Annotated in this window: 28 protein-coding genes; 16 read left to right on the top strand and 12 right to left on the bottom strand. The window is 62.1% G+C overall.

Translation table 11 applies throughout. The features are described 5' to 3' along the window. Positions 1–26: 26 nt before the first annotated feature. The 4 genes from GJ672_RS05960 to GJ672_RS05945 all read right to left on the bottom strand — a co-directional run bounded on the left by GJ672_RS05960 (position 27) and on the right by GJ672_RS05945 (position 3098). Positions 27–842: an ABC transporter ATP-binding protein gene (locus tag GJ672_RS05960; protein WP_154296340.1), complete on the bottom strand. Its 816-nt coding sequence runs from the start codon at positions 840–842 to the stop codon at positions 27–29. Further along, complete coding sequence (locus GJ672_RS05955) at positions 830–1582, bottom strand: ABC transporter permease (protein ID WP_154296339.1); 753 nt, start codon at positions 1580–1582, stop codon at positions 830–832. Before GJ672_RS05955 ends, GJ672_RS05960 begins: the two co-directional genes overlap by 13 nt. Then, positions 1569–2630 (bottom strand): ABC transporter substrate-binding protein, encoded by a 1062-nt coding sequence (locus GJ672_RS05950; protein ID WP_154296338.1) that lies wholly within the window; start codon positions 2628–2630, stop codon positions 1569–1571. Before GJ672_RS05950 ends, GJ672_RS05955 begins: the two co-directional genes overlap by 14 nt. Positions 2631–2708: 78 nt before the next feature. After that, a complete protein-coding gene (locus GJ672_RS05945; RefSeq protein WP_154296337.1) occupies positions 2709–3098 on the bottom strand; it encodes a DUF2237 family protein in 390 nt (129 codons plus the stop codon). A gap of 112 nt (positions 3099–3210) precedes the next feature. Here GJ672_RS05945 and GJ672_RS05940 point away from each other — a divergent pair, with 112 nt between their 5' ends. Then, positions 3211–4089, top strand: coding sequence for a CopD family protein (locus tag GJ672_RS05940; protein ID WP_154296336.1), 879 nt, complete (start codon positions 3211–3213; stop codon positions 4087–4089). Position 4090: 1 nt separating this feature from the next. Here the strand turns inward: GJ672_RS05940 and GJ672_RS05935 are convergent, their stop codons facing one another. Then, positions 4091–4756: a TVP38/TMEM64 family protein gene (locus tag GJ672_RS05935; protein WP_195759462.1), complete on the bottom strand. Its 666-nt coding sequence runs from the start codon at positions 4754–4756 to the stop codon at positions 4091–4093. A 63-nt stretch (positions 4757–4819) separates the two neighbouring features. Here GJ672_RS05935 and GJ672_RS05930 point away from each other — a divergent pair, with 63 nt between their 5' ends. Then, positions 4820–5956 (top strand): alpha/beta hydrolase, encoded by a 1137-nt coding sequence (locus tag GJ672_RS05930; RefSeq protein WP_154296334.1) that lies wholly within the window; start codon positions 4820–4822, stop codon positions 5954–5956. Positions 5957–5978: 22 nt separating this feature from the next. Here GJ672_RS05930 and GJ672_RS05925 read toward each other — a convergent pair whose 3' ends face one another. Together GJ672_RS05925 and GJ672_RS05920 are read right to left on the bottom strand one after the other, a co-directional pair. Continuing rightward, positions 5979–6332: a thiol-disulfide oxidoreductase DCC family protein gene (locus GJ672_RS05925; RefSeq protein WP_154296333.1), complete on the bottom strand. Its 354-nt coding sequence runs from the start codon at positions 6330–6332 to the stop codon at positions 5979–5981. Between the two features lie 42 nt (positions 6333–6374). Next, positions 6375–7202 (bottom strand): DUF6279 family lipoprotein, encoded by an 828-nt coding sequence (locus tag GJ672_RS05920; RefSeq protein ID WP_154296332.1) that lies wholly within the window; start codon positions 7200–7202, stop codon positions 6375–6377. 148 nt (positions 7203–7350) lie between these two features. Here GJ672_RS05920 and GJ672_RS05915 point away from each other — a divergent pair, with 148 nt between their 5' ends. From GJ672_RS05915 to GJ672_RS05895, 5 genes are read left to right on the top strand one after another with little or no spacing between them, the layout of a single operon-like run. Continuing rightward, a complete protein-coding gene (locus GJ672_RS05915; protein WP_154296331.1) occupies positions 7351–7695 on the top strand; it encodes a metalloregulator ArsR/SmtB family transcription factor in 345 nt (114 codons plus the stop codon). A gap of 13 nt (positions 7696–7708) precedes the next feature. Further along, positions 7709–8815: an ACR3 family arsenite efflux transporter gene (gene arsB, locus GJ672_RS05910; RefSeq protein ID WP_154296330.1), complete on the top strand. Its 1107-nt coding sequence runs from the start codon at positions 7709–7711 to the stop codon at positions 8813–8815. Between the two features lie 42 nt (positions 8816–8857). Further along, positions 8858–9112, top strand: a complete 255-nt coding sequence (locus tag GJ672_RS05905; protein ID WP_370517579.1) for a CC/Se motif family (seleno)protein — start codon at positions 8858–8860, stop codon at positions 9110–9112. 11 nt (positions 9113–9123) lie between these two features. Further along, positions 9124–9882 carry a sulfite exporter TauE/SafE family protein gene (locus GJ672_RS05900; protein WP_154296328.1) on the top strand — a complete coding sequence of 253 codons (759 nt, stop codon included), beginning with the start codon at positions 9124–9126 and terminating at the stop codon, positions 9880–9882. A 30-nt stretch (positions 9883–9912) separates the two neighbouring features. Next, positions 9913–10248 carry a diacylglycerol kinase gene (locus tag GJ672_RS05895; RefSeq protein ID WP_154296327.1) on the top strand — a complete coding sequence of 112 codons (336 nt, stop codon included), beginning with the start codon at positions 9913–9915 and terminating at the stop codon, positions 10246–10248. Between the two features lie 25 nt (positions 10249–10273). Here GJ672_RS05895 and GJ672_RS05890 read toward each other — a convergent pair whose 3' ends face one another. Then, positions 10274–10867, bottom strand: a complete 594-nt coding sequence (locus GJ672_RS05890; protein ID WP_154296326.1) for a hypothetical protein — start codon at positions 10865–10867, stop codon at positions 10274–10276. Between the two features lie 3 nt (positions 10868–10870). Continuing rightward, positions 10871–11446, bottom strand: a complete 576-nt coding sequence (locus GJ672_RS05885) for a 3'-5' exonuclease (RefSeq protein ID WP_154296325.1) — start codon at positions 11444–11446, stop codon at positions 10871–10873. Between the two features lie 76 nt (positions 11447–11522). Between GJ672_RS05885 and GJ672_RS05880 the strand changes: the two genes are divergently transcribed. Further along, a complete protein-coding gene (locus tag GJ672_RS05880) occupies positions 11523–12254 on the top strand; it encodes an SDR family NAD(P)-dependent oxidoreductase (protein ID WP_154296324.1) in 732 nt (243 codons plus the stop codon). 1 nt (position 12255) lies between these two features. On the opposite strand, the gene GJ672_RS05875 is transcribed toward GJ672_RS05880, so the two are convergent. Continuing rightward, entirely contained in the window at positions 12256–13056 is an 801-nt protein-coding gene (locus tag GJ672_RS05875) for a class II glutamine amidotransferase (RefSeq protein ID WP_154296323.1), read from the bottom strand. A gap of 65 nt (positions 13057–13121) precedes the next feature. On the opposite strand from GJ672_RS05875, the gene GJ672_RS05870 reads away from it, so the two are divergent. The 6 genes from GJ672_RS05870 to GJ672_RS05845 all read left to right on the top strand — a co-directional run bounded on the left by GJ672_RS05870 (position 13122) and on the right by GJ672_RS05845 (position 18259). Further along, a complete protein-coding gene (locus tag GJ672_RS05870; protein ID WP_154296322.1) occupies positions 13122–13355 on the top strand; it encodes a hypothetical protein in 234 nt (77 codons plus the stop codon). Between the two features lie 132 nt (positions 13356–13487). Next, positions 13488–14663, top strand: coding sequence for a TRAP transporter substrate-binding protein (locus tag GJ672_RS05865; RefSeq protein ID WP_154296321.1), 1176 nt, complete (start codon positions 13488–13490; stop codon positions 14661–14663). Between the two features lie 70 nt (positions 14664–14733). Beyond that, positions 14734–15318 (top strand): TRAP transporter small permease subunit, encoded by a 585-nt coding sequence (locus GJ672_RS05860; protein ID WP_154296320.1) that lies wholly within the window; start codon positions 14734–14736, stop codon positions 15316–15318. Positions 15319–15338: 20 nt separating this feature from the next. After that, entirely contained in the window at positions 15339–16730 is a 1392-nt protein-coding gene (locus GJ672_RS05855) for a TRAP transporter large permease subunit (RefSeq protein ID WP_229381822.1), read from the top strand. Beyond that, on the top strand, positions 16723–18066 hold the full coding sequence (locus GJ672_RS05850) for an amidase (protein WP_154296318.1): 1344 nt from the start codon (positions 16723–16725) through the stop codon (positions 18064–18066). Before GJ672_RS05855 ends, GJ672_RS05850 begins: the two co-directional genes overlap by 8 nt. Before the next feature lie 22 nt (positions 18067–18088). Then, a complete protein-coding gene (locus tag GJ672_RS05845) occupies positions 18089–18259 on the top strand; it encodes a hypothetical protein (protein WP_154296317.1) in 171 nt (56 codons plus the stop codon). 28 nt (positions 18260–18287) lie between these two features. Here GJ672_RS05845 and GJ672_RS05840 read toward each other — a convergent pair whose 3' ends face one another. Both GJ672_RS05840 and GJ672_RS05835 read right to left on the bottom strand, forming a co-directional pair. Continuing rightward, a complete protein-coding gene (locus tag GJ672_RS05840) occupies positions 18288–19787 on the bottom strand; it encodes a CoA-acylating methylmalonate-semialdehyde dehydrogenase (RefSeq protein WP_154296316.1) in 1500 nt (499 codons plus the stop codon). Between the two features lie 66 nt (positions 19788–19853). Continuing rightward, entirely contained in the window at positions 19854–20567 is a 714-nt protein-coding gene (locus GJ672_RS05835; RefSeq protein ID WP_154296315.1) for a YceI family protein, read from the bottom strand. Positions 20568–20797: 230 nt separating this feature from the next. On the opposite strand from GJ672_RS05835, the gene GJ672_RS05830 reads away from it, so the two are divergent. Beyond that, entirely contained in the window at positions 20798–22120 is a 1323-nt protein-coding gene (locus GJ672_RS05830) for a short-chain fatty acid transporter (RefSeq protein ID WP_154296314.1), read from the top strand. Positions 22121–22156: 36 nt separating this feature from the next. Further along, a complete protein-coding gene (locus tag GJ672_RS05825) occupies positions 22157–24127 on the top strand; it encodes an acetoacetate--CoA ligase (RefSeq protein ID WP_229381821.1) in 1971 nt (656 codons plus the stop codon). Positions 24128–24136 lie beyond the last annotated feature (9 nt).

Below are 24136 nucleotides of genomic sequence, written 5' to 3'. Positions count from 1 at the left end.
ATTATGCGCCCGTTGGGGGGTCGGGGTCAGCCGCTGGCTCGGGAGGGACTCGAATCCGCGGCCTGCAAGCCTTGCGGTGCGGTCCGAATCATCTCTTCGACTTCCTGCACCAGCGGCCGGAAGGCCGGGTCACTGCGGCGATCGCTGAGTGCCAGGGGCACGTCTACGGTGGCACGCACCGAGGCGGTGGGCTCATCGGGCGCGTGACCCAGCACCACAATGCGATCGCTGAGCAGCGCCGCCTCTTCAATATCGTGGGTGACAAAGACGATGGCGGCGGTGGTCTGGCGACGCAGCGCCACCAGGGATTGCTGGAGCCGGCGCCGGGTGATGGCATCCAGCGCCGAGAATGGCTCGTCCATGAACAGCACGTCAGGCTCCACGGCCATGGCGCGGGCAAGACCGACCCGCTGCTGCTGTCCACCGGAGAGGCTGTGGGGCCAGCGATCGGCGTATTCATTCAGGCCGACGAGATCCAGGTAGCGCTCGGCTCGCAGTGCGCGCTCGCGTCGGGACAGCCCCAGTCCTTCCAGGCCAAACTCGACGTTGGCCCGCACCCGTCGCCAGGGGAGCAGCCGGGGGGCCTGGAACACCATGGACCAGCCGCGGGTGTCCCGTCGGGTGGCACCGGGGCGCTGGACCTGGCCGCTCAGCGGGGTCAACAGGCCGGCCAGGGCTCGCAGCAGCGTCGACTTGCCGACTCCGGAGGCGCCGACAATGGCGATCAGCCCCTGGGGTCTGAGGGCCAGGTCCACCTGGTTGAGTACGGGGGTCCCGTCAAAACCCACGGCCACATCCCGGGCCGTGAGAACCGGCTGCCGGGTCTCATTTACGGCTGCCATCGCAGGATCCTCCGTTGAATCAGGACAAAGACCGCGTCAATCACCGCGTAGAGCGCGGCAATGGTGAGCATGTAAACCACCACCACATCGGTGGCGAGGAGGCTGGATGCCTCCATCATTCGTTGGCCGATTCCGGTGATGCCAAAAAGCTCCGCCGCCACCACGGTCATCCATCCCTGACCCAGCCCGGCGCGCAGACCGCCAAGAATCCCCGGCGCCGCCGCTGGAAGCGTGACCTTGAAGAGTCGGGGGAGCAGTCCTCCCTGACCGAAAGCATCCGCCAGTTCGTTGTAGCCCGGGTCGATGGCCTCGACGGCGCTGTAACTCGCGAAGTAGTTAATCCAGAACACGCCGATGCTGATGATGAAAGCCGCCGCCGTGGGCGTGATGCCAAACCAGATGATGGCAAAGGGGATCCACGCCAGGGGCGGGATGGGGCGCAGAAGCCTCGCCAACCAGGCGTGGAGGGCATTGAAAAACGGCATCAGCGCCGCCGCCACGCCCACCACAATCCCCAGCGACGAACCCAGCAGCAGTCCGATGCCATAGTGTTGAAAGCTCGAAATCACCATGGCCTGCCAGATGCCGTCGCGGATTTCCTCGATCAGCACGCTGGGGATGATCGATGGCAGGGGCACCAGCGCACCCGGCAACAGGCCGGCCCGCAGGGTCAGCTCCCAGGCCAGCAGAAAGCCCAGCAGTCCGCCGGCGCTGATGAGTGCGCGATTAGTTTTCGACACGGTCCTGCTCGCGCTGCCAGGCCGCTTCATAGAGGGATCGATCGAACAGAGCGTCCAGATCGACAGGCCGATTCAGGGTGCCGCGCTCCAGCTGGAAGTCATGCATTCGCCGGGTACCGTCGCGGATTTCATCGGGATCCGAGACGTAGTTGGAGGTGGGTGCCTGCAGGGCGGTTTCGATGGTCTCCAGCGGAATCAGGCGCCGGCCAACAAACTCGCGAACGTACGGGGCCGCCACTACCGGGTGGTCATTCAGCAACCGGGTGGCGCGAATATGCAGCTGGAGCAGGTCGCGCAGGGCCTCGGGATGTTCCTCGATGGCGGACTGCCGCGCGGCGAGCACCGCGCCGGGCTGACCCGGCAGCATGTCGTCGGCGGTGGCCACCAGTCGGGCCCCTTCCACCCGCTCCTGAACGGTGGTGAGAATGGGTTCAAGGATCGACGCGCCATCCACGGCCTGGGCCAGGAGCACCTGCTGGACTCGATCAGCACCCATGGACGTGATCTGGACCGCTTCGGTGCCAATCCCCAATTCCTCGATCAGCCAATGACGCAGCACGGTATCCGGGACCGATCCTTCCGGGAATGTCGCGATTTCCGGCGGACGGCCCTGGCGGTCGGTGAAATCGGCGATGGCGGCGGCCGCGTCGTCGGGATGCCGCTCAAACGCCTCGGCCAGGGCGCCGCGGGCAACCAGGCCGATCTGCTCCTGAATGCTTGCCGCCAGGACGGTGATGGGAATGTCCCGGGCGCGACTGACCATGGCGGGGCCGATCCCGAAGTACATGACATCCAGCTCGCCGGAGGCCAGTGCCTGGGTCATGGCCGGTCCACTGCTGAAGCGCGTCAGCTCCAGCTCCAGCCCGGCTTCCTCGGCCCATCCGGCCTCCTCCAGCACGAACAGCTGAGCCACCGGCAGAATTGGCATGTAGCCCACTTCGAGGCGGGTAGTATCTTCGCTGGCCAGGGCGGGACGGGCCAGGAGCGCCGTGAATAGCAGAAGAAAAGCCCAGCCGGATGCTCCGGTGATTCGCTGCGTTGCCGTCATGAAAAGCCTCGGACATTGGAATATCTTTATATTCTGATGGCTATAAAACGCAGCGATAAATAACTTTTGCGAATACCCTTATTCTTTGTTGAGGGCGTATTCCACCAGCAGGTTGAAGTCGATGACGGCCAGGGTTTCCTCGTGGGTAGCGTCCAGATCCACCAGCGGCGCCACGCCGGCTCGATAAGCTTCGAGCCAGCGCCCGGCGCAAAGGCACCAGCGATCTCCGGGCTCCAGGCCCGGGAAGTCCGCCAGCGGGACGGGTCGGGTCAGATCATTGCCCTGCTGTCGGGAGAAATCGAGAAAGGTCTCGGTGACCACCGCACAGACGGTATGCATGCCGCCATCGGCATGCCCGGTGTTGCAACACCCGTCCCGGAAAAAACCCGTGAGGGGGTCGCGGCCACAGGTCTGTAGGGGCTCACCGAGGACGTTGACGGAGGCAAACTGTTCATTGGTTGAAGACATGGCCGCAGTATAGAGAAGACCCGCCTCCCTGCGAAGGTGATTTGGCGCCCGGGGAGCGGTGTCTTTAGAGTGGCGAGTTGCGACTTTAAGGTTTCGATGACGGAGAGGATCAATGGAAGCTCTGGTGGGGCTGTCTGCGACGGAAGCGCTGATGATTATCGCCCGAGCTGGGCTGTATCTCGCCGCGCTGGTGACCGCCGGGTCGCTGCTGGTGGCCTGGTTGCTGCCGCGTCTGCCGGGATCTGAATCCCGTCTGCTGAAAGTGCTGGTGCCGTCTGCGGCGGGTGTAACCGTGGTTTTCGCGCTGGCCGGAGTCGCTCTGCAGGCGGTGTTTCTGGGCGGAGACGACTGGGGTGCTGCGCTGGATCCGAGCCTGCTCACCCTGGCACTGTCCGGCACCACCGGAGAGTCAATGCTGGTGCTGGTCATTGGTCTGGTACTCGCTCTCGGGATCGGGTTCTCGGGGGCCATCGGAGCGATCCTGGCCGCCTTGAGTGCCGTTGCCATCGCGGCCAGTTTCGCGCTCACGGGCCACCCTCGGGGTGCCGATGGCTGGCTTCTCGTCGGCCTAGTATCCCTTCACTGGCTGTTGCTGGCGTTCTGGGTGGGCATTTTCATTCCGCTTTACCGGGCCAGCGGCTATGATACGGGCCATGCGGCCCGCCTGGCGCGGGACTTTGGCCGGCGTGCGCTGGTCGCGGTTCCGGTGCTGGCGGTGGCCGGAGCCATGACCCTGCACCAGCTCACCGGCGGGCTGCCGGCCGTCATGGACATCGCCTACGGGCAGCTGTTCGCGGTCAAACTGGCATTGTTCGCCGGTGCACTCCTGCTGGCCGCCCGAAACCGCCTGAGCCTGACGCCGGCGCTGGAGCGGGGGGATGCCATGGCGGGGGGGCGAATGCGCCGCTCTCTGGGCTGGGAGGGCCTGCTGATTATCGGGGTGCTGCTGGTCACCGCCACCATTACCACCCTGACCGCGCCGCCCATGTAATTCAGCGGGCGTTGCGCTTTTCGACCCAGGCCCGGGCGGCGCCGCCGATCACCATGAGCAGCGCAAGGCCCAACAGGGGAATCAACGCACCCCGATCCGGGGGCTCGCCGGTGACGCCGGCGGCGGCGAGCTCGTAGATGGCAGCGCTGTAAACCCACCACTTGATCGCCAGGCCGGAGACTGTCGCCAGGATGTATGCGGGCAGGTTGAAACGCAGTGTGCCCGCCCCGTAGTTCAGTACCGAGTGGGGGAAGCCGGGCAGAACCCGAAGAGCAAATTGCGTTGAAAATCGATTGCCGTAGCGCTGCAGGAACCGCATAACGGCGCCGCGGCTTTGGGCGGCGGGAGCGTCACCACCCAGCCGCCGGGCCAGTGCATAGCCGCCGATAGCGCCGAGGGTACTGCCGATGGTCAGGATAACCGTTGCCAGCGGCGGCTCGTAGAAAGGCGCCACCAGCCAGATCACCAGGGTGCCCGGCAGCGCCAGAGCGAGCATCACGGCCTGAACGCCAATCAACACTCCGGCAGTCAGCGGGTTGCCCGCCAGCCGCTCGCCGATGGTTATCACGTCATCCAGATCAAAGGGACGAAAAACGGCAAGCAGGGTGCCGGCGATAATCAATGCCAGCAGTGCGAGAAGACGGCGGTTTCGTCGAATGCCTGTCACCCGGTCCCTCACTGATGGGCGGTGCATGGGTTCATACTATCCTCGACAGCGGATACCAGGCGGATGAGACTAACAAGCATGGATCAGGCATTGCTCAAGCTTCGTCGATGGTTGGTTGGTCTGTTTGTGACCACCATGGCAGCTGGATGTGCCGTGGTGGGTGCCGAGGAGGGGAATGACGAGTCGATCCCGTACGTCGGGGAGCCCCGGGTTGAGGCCGGTCTGGCACTGGATGAGCCGGCGCTGGCCGCTCATCGCACCGCGCCGGAGGCCCGCACCACGGTGTCCGATCGGGCGCCACATCAGGTGGTGATGGCAGACGGCACCCCGCTGCCGCTGCGCCGATGGGGGCCGTCGCCGGAAACCGGAGAGCCGCCCCGAGCCGTTGTCCTCGGCGTCCATGGGTTGAATGATCACGCTGGTTCCTTCGCCCCCACCGCCGCCGCGCTGGTGCCGGAGGGTATGGCGGTCTATGCCTGGGATCAGCGAGGGTTCGGCGCCAGTCAGGCCCGGGGCAGCTGGCCGGGAACCGACACCCTGGTGGCCGACGCGAGCTGGGTGGCGGGACAGCTGCGCGAACGCTACCCCCAAACGCCGATCTATCTCATGGGCATTAGCATGGGCGGCGCCGTGATTGCCTTGGGGCTGGATCAGGAGCCGGATCTGCCGGTAGATGGAGTGGTGCTGAGCGGCCCGGCGGTCTGGGGCGAGGAGGTGATGCCCTGGCATCAGCGCTGGGCGCTCTGGGTGGGCGAGCGGCTGGTACCGGACCTCGCGGTGAGCGCTCGGGCCGTAGGCATTGAGCCCACCGATCTGGACGCGGTGCTGGATGACCTGGCGGAAGACCCGCTGTGGATCCGCCGGACCCGGGTGGAGGTGATGGCCGGTGTGGCCGAGCTCATGGACGAGGCACTGGAGGCCATCCCGCAACTCGATCGGGCCACCATGCTCATTCAATACGGCGGCCAGGACGAGGTCATTCCCCCGGAAGCCATGTGTGCCATGTACCAGCGCCTGCCCACCGACGGCCCCTGGCGGGTGGCCCATTACCCGGAGGGCTACCACATGCTGACCCGATCCAGCATTGCCGATCGGGTGCTGGCGGACGTGGCCGCTTTCATTGATGCGCCGGCGGCACCGCTGCCGTCGGGGCAGGGTGTGGACCGAGCCGAGGCGATCGGCGCGGTGTGCGAAAACTGACGGCTGGCCCGGCGTGCGGTGGTTACCGGACCGGATCGCAGTGCCGGTTTCGGATTCGCCAGGCGGCCCAGCGGTTGTAAGCCCAGTCGGCGATCTGAAAAAGTCCCGGCAGACTGAGCAGCAACGCCAGCCAGCGAAATCCACCCCCGGCCAGACGCCAGTAGCCCAAGGAGGCGGACAGACCGATCCGCATGCCGTCGCCATCATGGAAGTGGATACGCTCCATCATGGCGGCCAGCGTATACCCCGCCGGCGGTTCGAAGTCGCTGGCGCTGATGTCCACCAGTTGAGCACGGGGCTTTAACCGCGGCCTCAGGTGTTCGATTTCCCGCCGGCACAGCCCGCAGCTGCCATCGAAATACAACGTGGGTTTCATGAGCCGATGGGCCTTCTGTCGTCCGCCAATGACTGTGCCATGTTAATCCTTCTGCGCCACCGCCGCCGATGCGTCCAGCCCATTTCGGTAGCGGGCGAGCCGCTGGCGCGCTTCTTCCCGCTGGCCATCCGTTAGCGAGACCAGCAGGGTATACGTGCAAGCCTCCCAGGTGGCTCGAGCGGTCTGTCGATAGGCCTGAAGCACCGGCGGGCGGGTTTCATCCTCCAGCCACCAGTCCCGCAGGAACGCCTCCACCTCGGCCTGTGGGGCGGACCGGCGCAGCAGGCCAATGAGCTCTTCTTCGATGCCCTGACGCCAGGTACTCCAGGCTTCGGTGACCGTCGGCAGGTCGCTGACGCAGGTGGCCAGAATCTGTTCCTGATGGGTGTTCAGGTCATCCACCCAATCCCGGGCCCGTTCGACGGCCCGCGTGTCCTGGTCCTCAAGCGCCCGCTCCACGTACGCATCGCGCCCCTCGGCCATTGCGTCCCCGAGGGCGCTGATCTGGGAGTCATCCAGATCCCGAAGCAGTTCAGCGGCCAGTGGGATCAGATCGTCCACCGTGGTCCGCAGGGTTGCTTCTGCCTCGGCGAAGCGTTGCTCAACCGCTGCCGGCGTGAGGTTTGAGGTCTGCAATAGCGAATCCCAGGCCTGCAGCTGGGCATTGACCGCGGGCAGACGGTTCTCCCGGTGAAACGCCTGGTAGGCCGTCAGTCCCTCCCGCAAACGCCCTCGCTGATCCCGATCCAGCTCCAGATAGCTACCAATCCGCCAGGCGGCCAGCCAGTCGGCGTTTTCGTAGGCGAGCTCCACCCGGCTGCAGGCGGAGACCATGACGGCAATGATGAAAACGGTCAGCAGTCGATGCACGGGTTATCCAGAGTCGGGTTCAGAATCAATTAATTCTTTGACCGGCGAGTGAACATCGAATTCAGTATGGGGCAGACCGGGTCGACGATCGACCGGTAAGGCTGAATATCTTTTTGCCCATATATACGGGAAACCGTATACTCCCGTCATGACGTTCAGCCCGGAAACACTGTTTCGGCTCCTCGCGGACCCCACGCGCCTGCAGAGCGTGATGCTGCTCCATGCCGAGGGCAGGCTCTGTGTTTGTGAGCTGACCCATGCCCTGCAGCTGTCGCAACCCAAAATCTCCCGCCACCTGGCTCAGCTCCGGGATGCCGGTGTCGTGACCGACGAGCGGCGGGGTCAGTGGGTGCATTACCGATTGGCGGAAGGTCTGCCGGACTGGGCGCACCGGGTGATCGTTGCCGCGGCTGAAGCCTCCGGCAGTGGAGCACCCGGTGCCGGAGCGCGGCAGCGACTCACCCGCATGCCGAACCGTCCCTCTCCTAATTAAGGCAGGTTGTCTCATGAGCGAATCCGCGGTCACTCAGGATGCCCCTTCCATTAAAGAGGGCATGGGAATTTTCGAGCGCTATCTCACCGTGTGGGTGGCCCTTGGCATGATCGCCGGCGTGCTCATCGGGCAGTTTCTGCCGGTGGTGCCGGATACCCTGGCACGGTTCGAGTACGCCCAGGTCTCCATCCCGGTGGCGATTCTCATCTGGGCAATGATCTACCCCATGATGGTGCAGGTGGATTTCACGTCGATCCTCGGCGTGCGCCGGCAGCCCCGGGGCCTGATAATTACCACGACGGTAAACTGGCTGATCAAGCCCTTCACCATGTTCGCCATTGCCTGGTTTTTCCTCATGGTGGTGTTCCAGCCCTTCATTCCCGAGGCCCTTGCTCGGGAGTACCTGGCTGGGGCGATTCTCCTCGGGGCAGCTCCGTGTACGGCCATGGTCTTCGTCTGGAGCTACCTTACCCGGGGGGATGCGGCTTACACGCTGGTGCAGGTGTCGGTGAATGATCTGATCATGCTGTTTGCCTTCGCCCCGATTGTGGTTTTCCTGCTGGGCATTTCCGACATTCAGGTGCCCTGGGACACGGTGGCGCTGTCGGTGTTTCTCTACATTGTCATCCCGCTCACGGCGGGCTATCTCACCCGGGTGCTCATGATCCGTCGTCGGGGTCTGGAATGGTTCGACGGGGTGTTCATGAAACGCCTGGCGCCGGTGACGCCCATTGGCCTGATTTTGACGCTGATTCTGTTGTTTGCCTTCCAGGGCGAGGTGATTCTCAACAACCCGCTGCATATCCTGCTGATCGCCATTCCGCTGATTATCCAGACCTTCCTGGTGTTCTTTATCGCCTATCGCTGGGCCAAAGCCTGGCGAGTCCGGCACTCGGTGGCCGCCCCCGGCGCACTGATTGGTGCCAGTAACTTCTTTGAGCTGGCCGTGGCCGCGGCCATCGCCCTGTTCGGTCTGCAGTCCGGAGCGGCGCTGGCCACGGTGGTGGGCGTGCTGGTAGAGGTTCCGCTGATGCTGGCGCTGGTGCGCATTGCCAACCGCACCCGGAACTGGTTCCCCGCCGATGCGCCGTCAGAGTCCATGCCAGCGGCCAGCGCCTGACTCATGGTATCGGTGCGCTTGACGCCAGCCGCCCGAGATTGGGTGCAGCAGCGGGGCGGGGCAGTGACGCTGCGGGCGGCCCCTCAGCACGGCTGTTGTGGTGGCACCGCCCTGATCCCCATGGCCGAACCCCGGGTGCCGGACGATTCGGCGGGTTTTGAGGTGCAAGCCGATGAGGGCGTTACGGTCTATCGCGCGGCGAGCCTGGATCGGGGCCCTTATCAAGTGGACCTGGAGGGTTTTCTGGGCTGGAAGCGATTGGTGGTGGAGGGGCCGGTTAGCCCACGGCTGGCGTAGACTCTGCCGTCATGCTCGACCAATCAGTGAATCTCGTTGTGATAACGGTGGCCGCCTTTGCCGGCGGCCTGCTTAACGCATTGGCCGGGGGCGGTAGTTTCTTTACGCTTCCGGCTCTGGTTTTGACCGGTGTGCCACCGGTGATGGCCAATGCCACGGGGACCACGGCGCTGCTGCCCGGGTATCTGGCCAGTGCCTGGAGTGGCCGTGAGTTCATCCGCTCCCCCGCCGGGCTGTCCGTGCTCCTAGTGGTGATCCTCGGAGCTATTGGCGGGACGCTGGGTGCCACGCTGCTGCTGGTGAGCTCCAACGAGGCTTTTTCGTTGATCGTGCCGTGGCTTTTGCTGTTTGCCACCCTGCTGTTCGCCTTTGGGCCACGCCTCCACGGGCTGCTGATGGCGAAAGCCCGGCGGGGTGGGCATTTCTGGGGCCGTGCGGGCATCGTTGGGGTCAGCCTCTACGGCGGCTATTTCAATGGCGGCATGGGGATCGTGATACTCGCGGCAGTCCGGCTGATGGGTGTCCATGATTTAAACGCGGCCAATGCTCTGAAAAATCTGCTTTCTGCGGTGTTAACGCTGGTTGCTGTAGTGGTTTATGCGATGGGTGGATTAGTCTCCTGGTTGCAAGTGCTGCCCATGGCTGTTGCTGCCAGCGCGGGCGGGGTGCTGGGCGTTACCATCGGGCGTCGGGTTCATCCCGCGGCGTTGAGAGCGTTCATCGTTATAGTGGGCGCAGCGACGACGCTGGTGTTTTTTCTGCGAACATGACCGCGGGTTGACCGGAGTGCGTTCAATCAAATGCATCGGCTGATACAAGCGACCCGCTGCTCCCTGACCGGCCTGCGGCAGGCATTCAAAGACGAGGCCGCCTTCCGCCTCGAGGTCTATCTGGCGGTGGTGCTCATTCCGCTGGCGATCTGGCTGGGCAGCGACGGTGTCGAGCGGGCGCTTCTGATCGGCAGCATCGGGCTGGTACTGATTACCGAGCTGCTGAACACCGGGGTGGAGTCCGCCATCGATCGATTCGGACCGGAGAAGCATCCGATGTCCGCGAAAGCCAAGGATGTGGGCTCGGCAGCGGTATTCGTGAGTATCGCGGTGGCGGTTCTGGTGTGGCTGGTCATCCTGGTCTAACCGTGTCTCCAGCCGGGTCGACGGCCTAGCCAAGCCAGCGCAGAAACCGTCGAAACAGCCAGTCGCCGGGGAAGAACAACGTCAGTGGATAAATCACCAGCAGGCAGGCCACCCACAGCGCGGTGGAATCCACCAGAGCGGCCAGGCCGAAGAACTCATACACCCAGTTGATATTGCGCTCCGGGTCGGTAAAGAGCCACCCGCCAATGACCCCCGCAGCGCCGATCAGGCACTGCAGCCAGGGCCCGCGACGGTCATGCCCAACCCGCCAGGCCAGCCATAGCAGGAACGGCGGCAGCGCCGTGTGGTAAAGCGAAGACAGCCGGACCACCAGTGAAATGTCCGGGTTGAACATGTAGGTGGTGAAACCGGTGACGCTGTAGCCGCCCAGGGCCATCGCCACCACCAGATCCAGCGTCCATCCGCTTCCCACCAGAAAAAACATCCCGCTCTGGCTGGCGAGCAGTAACCGGTTCTCGCGCCAGATGGCATACAGCAGGATCAGCTGAGCGATATTGCAAAGCCAGAAGAAGTTCTGAGGCCCGTAAGTGGTCTGGATCAACGGCACCCACAGGGCGATCCAGAGGGTATATCCCAGCTTGGCGGTCAACGGGATCATCGTTCAGGCACCCAGCGCTTCGAACACCCGGGAATCTTTCTGAAGAATGCGCGCGATGTTGAGGGCATCATCCAGTCCCCGATGAAGACTCCCTTCAAAGCGCATTCGCCGATGGGCGAGCGCGTCCTGGAGCGACCAGCCATGGCCGCCGTGGATGTGCTCAAAGGCCTGTTTGACGTTGCAATGGGGTAAATCCAGTGGATGGGGAATCTGGTGCCTCTCGCAATCCCGCCGCAGTTGCTTGCGGTCATAGGCGCCCCAGCTGGCCCAGGCAGCGGGGGCAATGGGCGTGGTCAGGCGAAGCCATGCCTCAAGACCGTGGGCGGCTTCCGGAAACGTCCGGGCGGTCTCCACATCGCGCTGATGGATGCCGGTCAGCTTGGTACAGAAATCGGTCAACACCGGATTTTTGACGGGTTTGACGAAGCGCTGGAACTGGCCCACCACCTGACGGCGGGCATCCAGCAGGACGGCGCCGATTTCAATGATTTCCATGTCGGCAGCGGGCAGAGCCCCCCGGTCATCGCAAGTGGCCTCGAAATCGATGATCAGCAGCCCTGTCTCAGATGTCTCCGTCATGGCACCAATCCCGCTTTCTGCGTGTCCATGATGAAGAGTTTTCCTGCACAAAGACAACGGCGAGAGGGTCCAGACAATGACGGCACCGGTTCTCATCATGGGCGCCCACGGGGGCATTGGCGAAGCACTGGCAAGGCGTTTATCGGCTGCGGGATACCCGCTGGTGCTGTCGGCACGGGATCCGGACAGCGTCCAGTCGCTGGCCGAGGAAACCGGTGCTGCCGTGGTCACCTGCGATGTCATGGACACCAACGCCATCAAAACCGCCGTGGAGGAGGCCTCGACCGACGAGGGCCTCGCCGGCCTGGCTTACTGTGTCGGCAGCATCGTGCTCAAACCGCTGAAAAGCCTCACAGAATCCGACCTGGTCGACTGCTACCGGCTGAATACCGTGGGGGCCGCCCTCGCGGTACAAGCCGCGGCACCGGCGCTGCGCAAGGCGAAGGGCAGTGTCGTCATGTTTTCTACCGTGGCGGCGGAGCAGGGCTTTGGCAATCATGCGGTGATCGCCGCCGCCAAGGGTGGCGTGGAAGCACTGGCCCGATCCCTCGCCACGGATCTCGCACCCGAGGTGCGGGTCAACTGCATCGCCCCCAGTATCAGCCAGACCGGGATTGCCGGGCCGCTGCTCTCCAGCGAGCCCATGGCCGAGGCGCTGGCGGCGGCTCATCCCCTGAAGCGGGTGGGCTCACCGGAGGATTCCGCGGCGATGGCGGCATTTCTGCTGAGCGACGACGCCGGCTGGATTACCGGTCAGGTGTTTCCGGTGGATGGTGGCCGCGGGGCGTTGCGGCCCAAGGGGCAGTGACTCAGTCGGGGTGGACCCAGGTCGGAATGGACTCCACCCCGGAAGCCACCACCAGCCCGTCGCGCCACAGACGCCATTCACCGGGCTGATAGGTGTCCCACTGCTCATCGCGGGTCAGCGGCTCGGTGGCAATGACGCTCACCACGTCGCTGGGTGTGGTCACCGCTTCGAAGTCCACGGTGACATCCGCGTCCTTCAGCTGGGCCGGGCCGAAGGGCGCGCGCCGGGTGATGGCCACGAGTCGGGTGGTACAGAAGGTGAAGACCCAGTGCCCATTGCTCAGCAGCAGGTTGAACACCCGCTCCCGCGCGTATTCCGCCGAGGCCTGAACAATGGTCTCGAGCAGCGCCTCGTCGGGGTCATCCGGACCGTGATCCGCCCGAATCCGGTTCAACAGATCGCAGAAAATGTTCTCGCTGTCGGTGTCTCCCACCGGTTGGTAGACGCCGGGGCGGGCCCGGAAATCCGGTAACTGGCCGTTGTGGGCAAAGCTCCAGTAACGCCCCCACAATTCTCGAATGAACGGATGAGTATTCTCCAGTCCCACACGCCCGACATTGGCCTGACGGATGTGACATATGGCCGCCAGGCTCTTGATGGGATGGGTGCGCACCACCTCGGCGATGGGAGAATCGGCGCTGGCGCTCGGATCGTGAAAAACCCGCACGCCGCGTCCCTCATAGAAAGCGACTCCCCAGCCGTCTCGATGAGGCCCCACGGCGCCGCCCCGGCGAGCCAGCCCGGTAAAGCTGAAGCACAGGTCGGTCGGCGTGTTGGCACTCATTGCGAGCAGTTCACACATAACGGGTTGATGTCCTCTGTGACGTCCTTAAGAGTAGAGCAAAACCGGCTGTCTCAGGAGCATTAATGACGGAGCCGCTGTTTCAGAATCGCAGTGTCCTGGTGGGGCTGCTGCTCGGCGTGCTTGGCCTCACCAGAATCTGGGCCATGGCGGCGACGGGGGTGGCGGCGCTGCCGCATACTCTGGCCGCCTTAACCGTTCTCATACCGGCGGTGCTGTTTGGTGTGTTTCTGCGGCGTATCTGGCCCGCTGCGGCCGGACTCGTTCTGGTGGTCATCATAGAGCTCTCCTTGCGCTGAGCCATCGATTTGCTTATCAGGAAAAAGGCATTTGCTCGATGCTCACAAGTATGATTTATTGCGTGGACAGACCAATCTGGTCTGGCGCCTCGCACCAATAAGCGAGCGCTCCTACAAACGGGAGGAGAGACCATGACTGATTCCACGAAGAGCTCTGTCAACAAGGAAGCTGTAGAAACCGACAGCTCACGCCGGAAGTTTCTGAAGGGTAGTCTGGCCGCCGCGGGAGGTGTAGCGGCCGGTACAACGATTCTTGGCGCGCCCTATGTGAACGCTCAGGCGCCGCTGGTGATGCGCATGCAGACCTCCTGGCCGTCTGGAAACGTCTGGCAGCAGTTCGCCCAGAACTACGCGGATCGCGTGGAAGTGATGTCCGGCGGCCGTCTTCGGGTCGACCTGCTGCCGGCGGGCGCTGTGGTCGGCGCGTTCCAGGTAATGGACGGCTGTAACGACGGCATTCTTGATGCCGCCCATTCGGTGCCACCGTACTGGTACGGCAAGCATAAGGCCGCATCGCTTTTCGGCACCGGGCCTTGCTACGGCGGTGATGCCATCAACTTCCTCGCCTGGTTCTATCAGGGTGGTGGCGATGAGCTCTATCGCGAGCTCACCCAGGATGTGTTGGGAATGAATGTGGTCGGCATGCTCGGCTTCCCACATCCCTCCCAGCCGTTTGGCTGGTTCAATGTCGAAGTCAATAGTGTTGAAGACCTGAGGGGCCTGCGTTACCGGACGGTGGGGCTTGCCGCTGATCTGCTGCAGAAGATGGGCATGTCGGTTTCTCAGTTGCCGGGTGGTGAAATTGTGCCCGCCATGGAGCGCGGTGTGATCGACGCCTTCGAGTTCAATAACCCGTCCTCCGATCGCGATTTCGGCGCCCAGGACGTCTCCAAGGACTGGTACATGGGTTCCTACCATCAGGCTGCGGAAACCATGGAGTACATCTTCAACCGCGACTTCCTCGAGGACCTGGATGACGACCTGCGGGCCATCGTGATGCATGCTGTTGAAGCTGCCACGCTGCACAACATCTGCGCCTCCCACGATCGGTACTCCCGTGATCTCGTCGGCCTGGTCGAGGAAGATGGTGTGACCCTGCATCGGACCTCTGGCGAGATTCTGGACGCACAGCTCGAAGCCTGGACCGAGCTCGAGGCCGAGTTGGCTGAAGAAGATCCCTTCATGGAGAAGGTGCTCGCCAGTCAGCGTGCGTGGTTCGAGCGGACGGCTTACTACACCCTCATGAACACGGGTGAAGCGACCATGGAGCGTGCTTACGAGCACAACTTCCCGGGTCGCCTGGTCTAAAGCCGTTTTCTTCAGGCGTTAAAGCTCCCGGTAACGGCGTTATCGGGAGCTTGTTGATTGAGGGGTCTCCATGCTCAGTTACATTCGCTTTGCGGACAGTCTGTCCGCCTGGTTCGGCAAAGCGTTCGCCTGGCTAATTATTTTCATGGCAGCAGGTACCGGCTATGAGGTTTTCGTCCGCTATGGCTTGAATAGCCCGACGCCCTGGGCCCTGGATGTGTCATTCATCATGTACGGCACGATCTTCATGATGGGAGGGGCCTATACACTTTCTCGGGGCGGGCACGTGCGCGGCGATTTTCTGTATCGCCTTCTTCAGCCGAAGCACCAGGGTGCCCTCGACCTTTTTCTCTACATCATTTTCTTCTTTCCCGGGATTACGGCCCTGATCATTGCTGGCTGGAAATACGCCTCAAGGTCGTGGGCGTTTGGCGAGGTATCGGTCAACAGCCCGGCCGGAATCCCGATTTACCAATTCAAAACGGTCATCGTTGTCGCCGGTGTGCTGCTGTTCATTCAGGGCATTGCTCAGGTCATGCGCTGCATCATTGCCATGCGCACCAACGAGTGGATTCCCTCTGATGAGGACGTTTTGGAAACCGAAGAGCGGCTTATGAAGGAAGCCGCCGAGGCTAAGAAGGACGCGGTTCAATGACTGATCCCCAAGTCGCCCTGATGATGCTGGGCGTATTTATTCTTTTTGTTTTTCTTGGGTTTCCGATTGCTTTTACGCTGATGGCGATGGGCATTGGCGTTGGTTACTACGCCTTCTTTAATGCGGGTCGCATGTGGCGCACCTATGACCGCCTGCCGGAGGACGCCACGCTCTGGGAACAAGGCACCGCCTATATTGGCGGGTTTTTTAATAATCGAGTCTTCGACCTGTTCGTTAATCAGACGTACTCGGTAATGGCCAACGAGGTACTGACCGCCATTCCGCTTTTCCTCTTTATGGGGTATGTGGTTGAGCGGACCAATATTGTCAGTCGGCTGTTCAATACGCTGAACATTGCGGCCAAGAACATGCCGGGTTCAATGGGGGTCGCGGCGCTGGTGACGTGCGCGTTGTTCGCCACGGCCACCGGCATCGTCGGTGCGGTGGTCACGCTGATGGGGCTTCTGGCACTGCCGGCGATGCTGAAGGCGCGCTACAGCCATTCTTTCGCCAGCGGCATCATCTGTGCGGGCGGGACACTGGGCATCATGATTCCGCCGTCCATTCTGCTGATTGTCTATGCAGCCGCTTCCAATGTTTCCATCGTCCGGCTATATGCTGCCGCGCTGCTGCCGGGCCTGGTGCTGGCCGGTCTCTATCTGGTTTACGTGGTGGCACGGGCGGCGCTTCAGCCGAACGTCGCCCCCAGGCCGAGTCCGGAAGAGATCCCGGACGTGCCCATGAGCAAAGTGCTCCTGATGCTGCTTACGTCATTCCTGCCGCTGGCGCTGCTGATCTTCTCGGTGCTCGGCTCGATTTTCTTTGGTCTCGCAACGCCGACGGAAGCCGCCTCGATTGGCGCCATCGGCGGCTTACTGCTGGGGTTTGCCTATCGGGCGATGACCTGGCAAAGACTGAGGGAGAGCATCTACCTGACAGTGCGGACGACGGCCATGGTGTGCTGGCTGTTCGTCGGGTCTTATGTTTTTTCCTCAGTCTTTTCCTACCTCGGTGGCGAACATGTGATCTCCGAGTTCGTTCAGGGGTTGAATCTGACGCCGCTGCAATTCCTGATTCTCGCGCAGCTCATCATCTTCCTGCTGGGGTGGCCGCTTGAGTGGTCAGAGATCATTATTATCTTCGTCCCCATCTTTTTGCCCCTGTTGGCTCTGTTCGACATCAGCCCCCTGTTCTTCGGGATTCTGGTGGCATTGAACCTGCAGACCAGCTTTTTGACGCCACCCATGGCGATGTCGGCCTATTACCTGAAAGGCATTGCACCACCTTCGGTGAAACTCACTCAGATATTTGCCGGGTGTATGCCATTCCTGGTCTGTGTCATTCTGTCAATGGTCGTGATGTACACCTTCCCGCAGATCGTGTTCTATCTCCCGGAGCTCTTCTATGGCTAAGCCGCAAAGAAATCTCCTGGGCCTGAGCGCAATCGCCCTGCGTGACGAGCTCGCGGCCGGCAGTATTAAGGCGGCTGAGCTCACCGAAGCCTGCATTGAGCAGATCGCGGCTCGTGAAGATGAGGTCAAAGCCTGGTGCTGGCACGATCCCGCCCACGCGCGAGAGCAGGCGGCGCTGCTGGATCGCCAGCGTTCGCTGGGTCTGCCGCTGGGCCCCCTGCATGGCCTTCCGGTGGGTATCAAGGATGTCATTGACACCGCCCGCATTCCCACCGAGAACGGCACGGCGGTGGATGCCGGCCGCGTGCCATCCAGGGACGCTTATGTCGTTGAGCGCCTGAAATCCGCGGGTGCCGTGATCATGGGCAAAACCGTGACCGCCGAGCTGGCCTATCTCCACCCCGGCAAGACTCGCAACCCCCACAACACGGCCTGCACGCCCGGCGGTTCGTCCCAGGGGTCCGCAGCGGCCGTAGCCGCCGGGATGGTACCGCTGGCGATCGGTACTCAGACCGGCGGATCGGTGATCCGGCCGGCGTCCTTCTGCGGGGTAACCGGTTTCAAGCCGACCTTCGGTGCGGTGCCACGGCGTGGGGTGCTCACACAGTCTCCTTCTTTGGACACCGTGGGCGTGTTCGCGCGCACAGCTGTCGACGCGGCGCTGATTGCAGAGGTCCTGTTCGGGGTCGATGAGGCGGATCCAGCGACCCGCCTGCAGCCACATCCGCGGCTTCTGGAGACGGCAGGTGCCGATGCACCCTTGCCGCCGGTGTTTGCTTTGATCCACCCGCCGGGCTGGGAGGACGCTGATCCCGAAATCCATGAGGCGTTTGCGGAATTGGCCGAGGCGCTCGGAGACCAATGCTTTGAAGTGCAACTGCCGTCGGTTTTCAATCAGGCCGTCGGCGTTCGCGAGGATATCAACCTCGCAGAAATGGCGCGTTGTTACTACCGCTATGGACGGGACGGAGGCGAGGTATTGAGCCGCACCATGCGGACCGCGTTAGCGAGTGGTGAGGGGATTCTTGCCCGGGATTACCTCTCCGCGCTGGATGTGCCAAAACTGCTCAATGCGGCACTGGAAGAGATCCTCGCGCGCTGCGATTGTATTCTTTGTCCGGCAGCTCCGGGGCCGGCCCCGGAATCACTGGACACCACGGGAGATTCGGTTTTCAACGGCCTGTGGACGCTGACCGGAAGCCCGGCAGTGACGGTGCCTCTCCTTACCAGCAGCAAAAACCTGCCCATGGGCGTCCAGCTGGTTGGGGAGCATGGCAACGATGGACGGCTGTTAAGGTGTGCGAACTGGCTGACCCACTGGGCTGAATCGGCATGACCAACCGGGAAAGGGTAATCGGATGAATCGGATACTTGCAGGCATCGCGTTTTTGGCGATGCTCGGTTTTATTGGTGTTCTGGTTATAGAGCTCCAGCGTTGGGACCTGTGGGGTGTTGCAATTCTGGTGGTCGCCCTTCTGGCCTACGATTTGTACAGCACCTTGCGCGACGAGTCCCGCAAGGGCCAATAGATCGACCTGGAAAAAGCCGCAGCGGCCTTCACTTCATGGTTGGCATGGTGAATTCGGAGCCGGCTGATACGCTTTTGGGCCAGCGTGCCGTGACGGCTTTTTTCCGGGTGTAAAAACGCACACCGTCCGGGCCGTGCACGTTCAGCGGTCCGAATATCGAGCGTTTCCAGCCGCCAAAACTGTGAAACGCCATCGGCACCGGAATCGGGACATTAACGCCCACCATCCCGACCCGCACATCCTGGGTGAACTGCCTGGCGGTATCTCCATCCCGGGTGAAGATGGCCGTGCCATTGCCAAATTCGTGCTGATTGACCAGAGCCAGTGCGGTTTCATAATCCGGCGCCCGGACCACACAGAGAACGGGCCCGAAGATCTCCTCCTGATAGATCCGCATCGAGGGTTCCACGCGATCGAAGAGGGTTCCTCCCAGGAAAAACCCGTCGCCATCCAGGCTCCTCTGACGGCCATCGACCACGGCGACCGCGCCCTCGGACACGCCAAGCTCGACGTACCCGCGGACCTTTTCCAAATGCTCCCGGGTGACCAGCGGCCCCATCTCCAGGCCCTGTTCGGCCAGGCCATCGCCGATCCGCAGCGCTTCGACCCGGGGGCGGAGTGATTCAACAAGCGTGTCTGCGGTTTCATCGCCAACCGCCACTGCCACCGAAATGGCCATGCAGCGCTCGCCGGCAGATCCGTAACCGGCGCCCATCAGGCTGTCGACGGCCTGATTCATGTCGGCATCTGGCATCACCACCATGTGATTCTTGGCGCCGCCGAGCGCCTGTACGCGCGTGCCATGAGCGCACCCGGTGGAATAGATGTATTCGGCCACCGGGGTCGACCCGACGAAACTGATCGCCTCCACCCGCGGGTCAGCGAGCAGCGTGTCAACCGACTCCTTGCCTCCGTTGACCACGTTAAACACGCCTTCAGGGGCGCCTGCCTGGCTCATCAGTTCGGCGAGAAGGAGGGGGACGGACGGGTCTTTCTCGGACGGTTTCAGGACAAAAGTGTTGCCGCAGATGAGTGCAACCGGGAACATCCACATGGGCACCATGGCCGGGAAGTTGAAAGGCGTGATGCCGGCACAGACACCAACGGACTGGAGCATGGTGTAGCCGTCAACACCGCGGCCCACCTGCGGCGTATGCTCGCCCTTCAGAAGCTGCGGTGCCCCACAGGCAAACTCCACCACCTCGAGGCCGCGGGTCAGTTCTCCACGAGCATCCTCAATGACTTTGCCATGCTCGCGGGTGATCAGGCTGGCGATGTCCTCGAAGTGTTCCTCAATGAGCGCCTTATAACGGAACATTACTCGCGCGCGGGCCAGCGGCGGCGTGTCCTGCCAGCCAGGCAGCGCGGCATCGGCGGCTGCGATGGCCTGTTCCGTTCCCGCCTTGTCGGCCATCTCAACGCGGGCGGTGATTTGGCCAGTGGCGGGATTGGTGACGGTCTGGGTCTGCGCGGTCGAATCCGTGACTGACCGGCCGTTGATGTAGTGCCCGATGCGAACGTTTGTCACGGTCGCTCCTCCTCACTCATGGTTGTTGTTGTCTGACCATGATACCCCAGCTACAGGGGCTCGGACTCACTCGGGGAGAGCGCGCACTCGAAAGCGCATGAAGAATTCATCGGCGACCCGCAGGCCTCCGCCCAGCGCGGAGTAGGGTTCAAGGCCCAGTGCCGTGAAAGTCGTGCGCAGCTGGCCAGTGGCGGTCAGCTGATCCGCGTCCCATTCCAGCGCAACCGGTACGCGATGCACCGAGGTCTCCCCGGCCACGGTCATTTGCAGAGTAATGTCCGGCTGCCATTGGGGGCCGCGAATCGCCAGGCTGTCGATTCGGATCATGGGGTGTTCGGCGGCATTCAACTGGGTCTCGCTCAGCATATTGTCGCGGGTGGCGGCAATGTCGCTTTCCGGGACCTCGGGATCAAATCCCTCGGCTGCCCGCCAGGCCGGTGGATCGACTTGCAATGATTCCACCGGAATTTGCAGACGAAATGCCGAGTCCTCCCACGGATCGGCGATTATGATCTCGCCAGCAATCACCGGCCCGCCGATGACATGGGGGTGGCCAAGGTTGGCCAGGGGCCCGGCGGTTCCCAGCACAATGCGCAGGTGGGACGCCTCCGGAGCGACCTCATAACGCTGCCCGTCGGGAAGCGCGCTCGGCGCCATGTCAGCGGGTTGGTCCGACGGGGCCGCGGGACCGCCAGCGGGGGATCCCGCCCCGGTGCAGCCGGCCAGCAGGGCGATCCAGGCGGCCAGGGCCACCCAATGGGCAAGCACTCGTAGTCTCATGGCGACAAGGTAACGCGGATGGCAGGGATTCCCATAGAGGTAACCTGGGTGTGCGCGGCGGAATGCGTGACTGACCGGACGTTGATGTAGTGCTCGATGTGGATTTCTGTCACGGTCACTCCTCCTGTTGTCTGACCACGACGACGCATCGATTGCGCCGTGCTTGTGCACAGGTTTCATCCCCCCTATATTGCCTTCGCCGATAAAAACAAAACGTGAGGAGAGTGGCGATGTTTCAGGCAATTACGAACCGATCAGTTCGCATGGTCGAGCGATACCTGCCGGATCCCTTTATATTCGTGCTTGTATTGACTCTGTTGGTTTTCGCCCTGGGAATGGGTGTCGAGCGGCAAAGCCCTGTCGCTATGGTGGAATTCTGGGGCGGGGGCTTCTGGAACCTGCTGACCTTTGGCATGCAGATGGTTTTGGTGCTGACCACTGGGTTTGTACTCGCCAGTACGCCTTTCTTTCGGCGTATTCTGTCTGCGCTTGCCAGATCGGTCAGCACACCAGGTGCCGCAATTGTGCTCGTCACGCTGGTATCGATGGTCGCGGCCTGGATCAACTGGGGTTTTGGCCTCGTCATCGGGGCTCTGTTCGCCCGTCAGCTGGCCCAAGTGGTACCGAGGGTGGACTACCGCCTTTTGATCGCCAGTGCCTACAGTGGATTTCTGGTATGGCACGGGGGGCTGGCGAGCTCCATTGGGCTCCTGATCGCTACCGAGGGGCATTTTACCCAGGATAAGATCGGAATTGTCAGCACCAGCGACACGATCTTCGCCACATTCAACCTGCTGATTGTTTTAGCGATTATCATCATCATCCCGCTCGTAAACCGCATGATGATGGGCCCTCCGGAAAAAGCGCACGTCGTCGACCCCGAGAAGCTGCGTGAGGAGGAGGAGGGCGAGGAACTTCCGCCCGTTGAGACGCCGGCGGATCGCCTGGAAAACAGCGTGACGCTGGCTCAGGCGGTGGGTGTGATGGGCCTGGTGTTCATCGGATACTACTTCATTGCCAACAGTGGGACCTTGAATCTCAACATCGTCAACTTTACGTTCCTGATGCTCGGAATCATGCTCCACGGCAGACCCAGTCAGTTTCTCCGAAGCCTGCAGGAGGCAGTCAAGGGCGCCTCCGGGATTATCATTCAGTTCCCGTTTTATGCAGGCATCATGGGCATGATGATTGACTCGGGCCTGGCGGCGACCATCTCACAGGGATTCGTGGCGATTTCCAATAGCTTCACATTCCCGCTGTTCGCGTTTTTGAGTGCTGGCATCGTAAACATCTTTGTGCCGTCTGGTGGTGGGCAATGGGCCGTCCAAGCAGACATCATGCTGGATGCTGCGCTGGCACTGAACGCCGATGTTGCCCGAACGGCAATGGCGGTTGCCTGGGGTGATGCCTGGACGAATATGATCCAACCCTTCTGGGCGCTGCCGGCATTGGCCATCGCAGGCCTCAGAGCCAAGGACATCATGGGCTACTGCCTGATTGTCCTGGTGGTGAGCGGCGTGATTATCGGGGCAGGATTGGTTTTTATTCCATAACAGGACCGGTGAGCCGGAATGCGGGAGTGGGTGACTGTGAGTTCGGAACTTCTCTGGAGACCAGAGCAATACAAACCTGGGCACAGCCATCTCTCCCGCTTCATCCGATATCTCGGTGAGCAGGGCATTGCCAGAATTGAAGGATGGGACGCTCTGCATGAATTCTCCATTGAAGAGCCCGAGGCGTTCTGGGGCGCGGTCATCGAGTACACGGGCTTGAAGCTCCAGAAAGCGCCTGACGCGATTCTTCGCGGTGACTCTCTCATCTCAACCGAATGGCTGCCCGGCGCGCAGCTAAACTTTGCTGAGAATCTTCTCGCGCCGGTGGCAGCGGCACCGGGGCAGGCCGAGAGGATCATTTCCTTTTTCGAAGACGGTCGAGTGGTTCGACACTCCAACCAGGACCTCCTGCGCGATGTCGCGGCCCTGGCGGCATGGCTGCGGCAATCAGGGGTGGGTGCCGGCGACCGGGTGGCGGGCATTCTCGGCCATGGGTACGAGGCGATTGTTGCAATGCTGGCCACGACCAGTATCGGAGCGATTTGGAGCTCTGCTTCACCTGACTTCGGTGTCGAGGCTATCGTGGACCGTTTTGGGCAGATCGAGCCTCGGGTGCTGATCATCGCCAACGGATATGGCTACGGCGGCAGATTGTTTGAGCGAGCAGATCAGGTTCCAGCCCTGCGCGCTGGGCTCTCCTCGGTTGAGCGTGTGGTCATCGTTCGCCAACAGCCCGAATGCGCCATGCCAGGTGATGATCAGGGCGAGTCATGGACCGATGTGCTGGCCTCCAGAGCGGGCGCTCCATTGGCGTTCACCCCTGTTCCAGCCAGTCATCCCGTTTGCATCCTTTTTTCCTCCGGCACCACGGGGGTGCCAAAATGCATCGTCCATGGCACGGCCGGCTTATTGCTTAACCACGCCAGCGAGCTTTTCTTTCACGCAGATTTGCAGACGGGTGACCGGTTTCTCTACTTCACCACTTGCGGGTGGATGATGTGGAACTGGCAGATTTCTGGATTGCTGGCGGACGCCGTGCTCGTGACCTATGACGGCTCTCCCGGCTATCCCAGCCTGGACCGGCTTTGGCGGATTGCAGAGAGCGAGCGGTTGACCCACTTCGGTGCCAGCGCACGATATCTGGCGGCATGCCGGCAGAGCGGGCTAAAGCCATCCGTGGACCATGATCTGTCTCAGTTGCGGATGGTTTTTTCAACCGGGTCACCCCTGCTAGCCAGCGAATTTGACTGGTTCTATCAAGACGGCGCGCCCCATGCGCTGCTGGGATCGATTATCGGCGGGACCGATATTTGTGGGTGTTTTCTGGGTAGCAATCCATTGTTGCCGGTTCGCCGAGGAGAGATCCAGGCACCAATGCTGGGCAAAGATATCGCAGCGTTTGATGAAGACGGGCACCCTGTTGCAGAAGGGCGCGGCGAACTCGTCTGCCGTTCTCCCGTTCCCTCGATGCCGGTCGGCTTCTGGAACGACAAAGGCGGACATCGTTATCGCAGCGCCTATTTCGAGCGATTCCCCGGTGTCTGGGCACACGGGGACTTCATTGGTTTCACCGCCTCTGGTGGCGCCGTTGTGTATGGCCGATCGGACACGACGTTAAACCCGGGTGGTGTTCGCATCGGAACCGCAGAGATCTACCGTCAGGTCGAAGTGCTGCCGGAAGTGGCCGACAGCCTCGTGGCAGGCCGTCCCGTAGACGGGGATGAAGAGATCGTCCTGCTGATAAAGCTAAAGTCTGGCTATGAGTTGGACGAGGCCGCACGACAGCGGCTAAAGCAGCAGATAAGAACCGGGGCCAGCCCCCGCCATGTGCCTCGCCAACTTCTGGCGGTGCCCGATATCCCCTACTCTCGCAGTGGCAAAAAAGTTGAAATCGCCATCACGAAAATGCTGCGTGGTGAAGACTTCAGAGGAAACATTTCGGCGCTTGCGAATCCGGAGTCACTGGATGAAATTTGGCACATGCTCGACCGTGCTGGCCTCATCTGAGTCACTGAA

Source organism: Spiribacter sp. 2438, assembly GCF_009676705.1.
Taxonomy (GTDB): domain Bacteria; phylum Pseudomonadota; class Gammaproteobacteria; order Nitrococcales; family Nitrococcaceae; genus Spiribacter.
The sequence above is the reverse complement of the archived record's forward strand: the minus strand, read 5'-3'. Positions and strand labels throughout refer to the sequence as shown.

Excerpts from the sequence above, each read along its gene's own strand:
- GJ672_RS05960 (WP_154296340.1), bottom strand. The coding sequence starts at position 842 with ATGGCAGCCGTAAATGAGACCCGGCAGCCGGTTCTCACGGCCCGGGAT.
- GJ672_RS05950 (WP_154296338.1), bottom strand. The coding sequence starts at position 2,630 with ATGACGGCAACGCAGCGAATCACCGGAGCATCCGGCTGGGCTTTTCTT.
- GJ672_RS05945 (WP_154296337.1), bottom strand. The coding sequence starts at position 3,098 with ATGTCTTCAACCAATGAACAGTTTGCCTCCGTCAACGTCCTCGGTGAG.
- GJ672_RS05940 (WP_154296336.1), top strand. The coding sequence starts at position 3,211 with ATGGAAGCTCTGGTGGGGCTGTCTGCGACGGAAGCGCTGATGATTATC.
- GJ672_RS05930 (WP_154296334.1), top strand. The coding sequence starts at position 4,820 with ATGAGACTAACAAGCATGGATCAGGCATTGCTCAAGCTTCGTCGATGG.
- GJ672_RS05925 (WP_154296333.1), bottom strand. The coding sequence starts at position 6,332 with ATGAAACCCACGTTGTATTTCGATGGCAGCTGCGGGCTGTGCCGGCGG.
- GJ672_RS05915 (WP_154296331.1), top strand. The coding sequence starts at position 7,351 with ATGACGTTCAGCCCGGAAACACTGTTTCGGCTCCTCGCGGACCCCACG.
- arsB (WP_154296330.1), top strand. The coding sequence starts at position 7,709 with ATGAGCGAATCCGCGGTCACTCAGGATGCCCCTTCCATTAAAGAGGGC.
- GJ672_RS05900 (WP_154296328.1), top strand. The coding sequence starts at position 9,124 with ATGCTCGACCAATCAGTGAATCTCGTTGTGATAACGGTGGCCGCCTTT.
- GJ672_RS05895 (WP_154296327.1), top strand. The coding sequence starts at position 9,913 with ATGCATCGGCTGATACAAGCGACCCGCTGCTCCCTGACCGGCCTGCGG.
- GJ672_RS05890 (WP_154296326.1), bottom strand. The coding sequence starts at position 10,867 with ATGATCCCGTTGACCGCCAAGCTGGGATATACCCTCTGGATCGCCCTG.
- GJ672_RS05885 (WP_154296325.1), bottom strand. The coding sequence starts at position 11,446 with ATGACGGAGACATCTGAGACAGGGCTGCTGATCATCGATTTCGAGGCC.
- GJ672_RS05880 (WP_154296324.1), top strand. The coding sequence starts at position 11,523 with ATGACGGCACCGGTTCTCATCATGGGCGCCCACGGGGGCATTGGCGAA.
- GJ672_RS05875 (WP_154296323.1), bottom strand. The coding sequence starts at position 13,056 with ATGTGTGAACTGCTCGCAATGAGTGCCAACACGCCGACCGACCTGTGC.
- GJ672_RS05870 (WP_154296322.1), top strand. The coding sequence starts at position 13,122 with ATGACGGAGCCGCTGTTTCAGAATCGCAGTGTCCTGGTGGGGCTGCTG.
- GJ672_RS05865 (WP_154296321.1), top strand. The coding sequence starts at position 13,488 with ATGACTGATTCCACGAAGAGCTCTGTCAACAAGGAAGCTGTAGAAACC.
- GJ672_RS05860 (WP_154296320.1), top strand. The coding sequence starts at position 14,734 with ATGCTCAGTTACATTCGCTTTGCGGACAGTCTGTCCGCCTGGTTCGGC.
- GJ672_RS05855 (WP_229381822.1), top strand. The coding sequence starts at position 15,339 with ATGATGCTGGGCGTATTTATTCTTTTTGTTTTTCTTGGGTTTCCGATT.
- GJ672_RS05850 (WP_154296318.1), top strand. The coding sequence starts at position 16,723 with ATGGCTAAGCCGCAAAGAAATCTCCTGGGCCTGAGCGCAATCGCCCTG.
- GJ672_RS05845 (WP_154296317.1), top strand. The coding sequence starts at position 18,089 with ATGAATCGGATACTTGCAGGCATCGCGTTTTTGGCGATGCTCGGTTTT.
- GJ672_RS05835 (WP_154296315.1), bottom strand. The coding sequence starts at position 20,567 with ATGAGACTACGAGTGCTTGCCCATTGGGTGGCCCTGGCCGCCTGGATC.
- GJ672_RS05830 (WP_154296314.1), top strand. The coding sequence starts at position 20,798 with ATGTTTCAGGCAATTACGAACCGATCAGTTCGCATGGTCGAGCGATAC.